The sequence below is a fragment of the Pseudomonas sp. genome (assembly GCF_036387035.1).
Taxonomy (GTDB): Bacteria; Pseudomonadota; Gammaproteobacteria; order Pseudomonadales; family Pseudomonadaceae; genus Aquipseudomonas.
Map to the genome: position 1 here is coordinate 1 of NZ_DASVUM010000100.1, position 2,495 is coordinate 2,495.

The window sequence follows — 2,495 nt, forward strand, 5'->3', positions numbered from 1 at the left end:
GGACGAAGTGATCTACGAAGAATTCAAAGGCACCGGCAACATGGAACTGCCTCTGGATCGCAAGATCGCGGAAAAACGCGTCTTCCCGGCCATCAACATCAACCGTTCCGGCACACGCCGCGAAGAGTTGCTGACGGCCGATGACGAGCTGCAGCGCATGTGGATCCTGCGCAAGCTGCTGCATCCGATGGATGAAGTGGCAGCCATCGAATTCTTGATCGACAAGCTGAAACAGACCAAGACCAACGATGAGTTCTTCCTGTCGATGAAGCGCAAGTAATACCTGCGCTGAACCGACCGTAAAAAAATGGTGTCCTTGCGGACACCATTTTTTTTGCCCTCTTCCGTAGACCTCTCCGTAGACAAGGAGCGTCATGCACACGTTTGGCAATCGTCGCGATATCGATGGACTGCGCGCCCTGGCCGTTGTCCCGGTGCTGTTGTTTCACTTCGGTCTCGGACTCAGCGGCGGCTTCGTTGGCGTCGACGTTTTCTTCGTCATTTCCGGCTACCTGATCACCTCCATTATCTGGCGCGAGATCGGCACAGGGCGCTTCAGCTTCGTCGATTTCTGGGCTCGTCGAGCACGGCGGATCGTTCCCGCCGTTACCGTCGTCGTGCTGGCAACGCTGGCGTTCGGCTGGCTATTGCTGACGCCCAAGGATTACGCCGAACTGGGCCGGGAAGTTCGCTATCAGTCGTTGTTCATGTCCAACCTGCTTTTCATGCGGCAGGACGGCTACTTCGATTCCGCCTCGGATTTCAAACCGCTCCTCCACACATGGTCATTGGCCGTGGAAGAGCAGTACTACATTTTCTTCCCGCTGTTGATGGTCCTGGCGACGCGGTACATGCGGCATTGGCGCTGGCTGCTCCTCGGCTTGCTGGTGCTGTCGTTCGGGCTAAACATCTGGGCGATCAAGCACAAACCCGAAGCCGCGTTCTTCCTGCTGCCAATGCGCGCATGGGAGCTGCTATGCGGTGCGATGTTGGCCATCGCGCCTGCGCCCAAACGCCCGCTGCCGAGCTGGGTTTATCAAGTGATCAGCCTCGGCGGCTTTGCTGCTGTGGTGCTGGCAATGCTCAGCTTCGACAAGACCACCTCATTCCCGGGCTGGGCGGCGCTTCTGCCAGTGCTCGGCACCACGGCGATGATCTGGGCCAACGCTCATCCCCAATCATGGGTAGGGCGTTTTCTGAGCATAAAACCTCTGGTGGCGATCGGGCTTGTCTCCTACTCGCTGTACCTGTGGCATTGGCCTATTCACGTCTACGCCAATGCGATTTCCGTTGACGGCATTTCCCACCTGGAGGCGATCGGCTGGATCCTGCTGGCGGGCGCGCTTGCCTGGCTGAGCTGGCGCTTCGTCGAGCTGCCCTTTCGCGAACGACGCGTGCTGGCCGGACGCAAGCCGGTCCTGATTGGCGGCCTGCTGACATTGGCGGTATTAGCGCTGGTGGGGCAGGCGGTGCGTTCCAGTGACGGCTTGCCCCAACGCCTGTCGGGCCAGGCCCTCCAATATGCGCAGTCGCGGGAATGGAGCGCCGGACAACTGGATTGCTTTCTGCTCGGGTCAAAGAAGAGAAAGGGGCTGGACACACTCTGTCATGCGGGTGGCAGCCCGGACGCGTCGCCATCCCATCTCATCTGGGGCGACAGCCACGCGGCTGCCTTGTGGCCGGGAGTCAGAAGTGCGGCCGAGCAAGCGCACGTGCCTGTCTGGCTGGCCAGCATGAGTGGATGTCCGCCGCTGGTGAGCGCTGCAACGACAAAACGCTGTCACGACTTCAACGCGCTAAACGTCGAACGCGTCCGCGCGCAGAAAATTCCCCACGTCACGCTGGCCGCGCGCTGGAGTTTGTATATCTACGGCCTGGAGGACGGCAACAAGAGCAACGTGTTGCTGAAGCACGAATCCGTTGCACGAAACGAAGCGTATCTGGCTGACGCCTTGAAAGCCCAAATCGCTGAACTGCGCAAAGCTGGCGCCCAGGTCTGGTTGTTCAAGGAAGTGCCGCAGCAGCGCAAAGGCGCGATAGAGCGATTGAGCAGCCTGGCTAGGGTCGGTCGGTCGGCTGCAGAGGTAGGGCGTCCGGCGGCGGAACTTGATACGCGTCAGGCATTCATCAATCAGCTTTTTTCCAGCCTGAGCGCGGCGGATGCTGGCGTTCACCTGATTGATCCAAAACCGCTGCTGTGCTGGGGCGGCCTGTGCCGCGCCGAAGTTGACGGCCGTTCGCTGTACAAGGACGAGGATCACTTGTCTGATCTGGGCGGCGAGAAGATGCAGCCGTTGTTCCTGCCGGTATTGCGCGAAACACCGCGCATTTGAGTTGGACACAAGCTGTCCTCTGCGGTCAGAGCAGGTAGGATGTGCATCTATTTGGTGAGTGGCCGGGTTAATGAAATTCAAGGATCTACGGGATTTCGTGCAGCAGCTTGAGCAGCGCGGAGAGTTGAAACGCATCCAGGTACCCATTTCCCCTGTTCTGGA

General features: G+C 59.4%; 2 protein-coding genes and 1 pseudogene. All 3 read left to right on the top strand.

Annotated features, from left to right (window positions below):
* A pseudogene (gene rho / locus VF672_RS09470) lies at positions 1–280 on the top strand (transcription termination factor Rho); the annotation flags it as partial.
* Positions 281–374: 94 nt separating this feature from the next.
* Complete coding sequence (locus tag VF672_RS09475; RefSeq protein ID WP_331104006.1) at positions 375–2,333, top strand: acyltransferase family protein; 1,959 nt, start codon at positions 375–377, stop codon at positions 2,331–2,333.
* Between the two features lie 70 nt (positions 2,334–2,403).
* The coding region (locus tag VF672_RS09480) for a hypothetical protein (RefSeq protein WP_331104008.1) at positions 2,404–2,495 on the top strand (92 nt) is incomplete at its 3' end.

Bases quoted from the DNA above. Each gene is read 5' to 3' on its own strand.
- VF672_RS09475 (WP_331104006.1), top strand. From the start codon at position 375: ATGCACACGTTTGGCAATCGTCGCGATATCGATGGACTGCGCGCCCTG.